1 protein-coding gene is annotated in these 643 nt (G+C 75.7%); it reads right to left on the reverse strand.

The window, feature by feature from the left end:
- On the reverse strand, positions 1-643 hold a 643-nt coding region (locus tag PROKR_RS28900), incomplete at both ends, for an MFS transporter (RefSeq protein WP_157602856.1).

Consider the following 643-nt stretch of genomic DNA (forward strand, 5'->3'; position numbering starts at 1 on the left):
CGCCGCCGCGGCCGCCGCGGCGCCGAGCAGGTCCAGCCACGCCGCGCCCAGCGGCAGCACCGAGGCGCCGACGACGGGCGCGATCGCGATCCCGACGTACATCGCCGTCGAGTACCACGACAGGGACACCCCGGCGACGGCGGGGTCGACGTCGACCAGGCGGTGCTGGATGGGCACGAGGGCCGCCGCGGTGGCCAGGCCCCAGACGCCGAACAGCACGGCGGTTCCCACGTACGAGTCCTCGGCGGCGAACAGCGCGACGAGGGACACGACGACCACGGCGAGGGCGGTGATCGCGGTGGGCCGGGCCCCGATCCGGTCCGTGAGGGAGCCGCCCAGCCAGTTGCCGACCAGGCCCGCGACGCCGAAGACCAGCAGGAGCGTCGCGAGCGCCGTCCCGCTGCCGCCGGTCACGCCGCGGGTCACGGCCGAGCTGAAGATGTAGACCATGTTGAACGCGGCGGTGAAGAGCAGGGCCGTCATGAGGGCCAGGCCGATCCGGACGTCGCGGAGCACGGCGAACCGGGCGGCGAGCCCCGGGACGGACCCGGTCGGCACGGTGCGCATGAGCAGCGCGACGACGACGGCGAGCACCGCCGCGAGCGCCGCGAGGATGCCGAGCGCGAGGCGCCAGCTGCCGAGG

It is taken from the genome of Promicromonospora kroppenstedtii DSM 19349, from assembly GCF_000515355.1.
GTDB lineage: Bacteria > Actinomycetota > Actinomycetes > Actinomycetales > Cellulomonadaceae > Promicromonospora > Promicromonospora kroppenstedtii.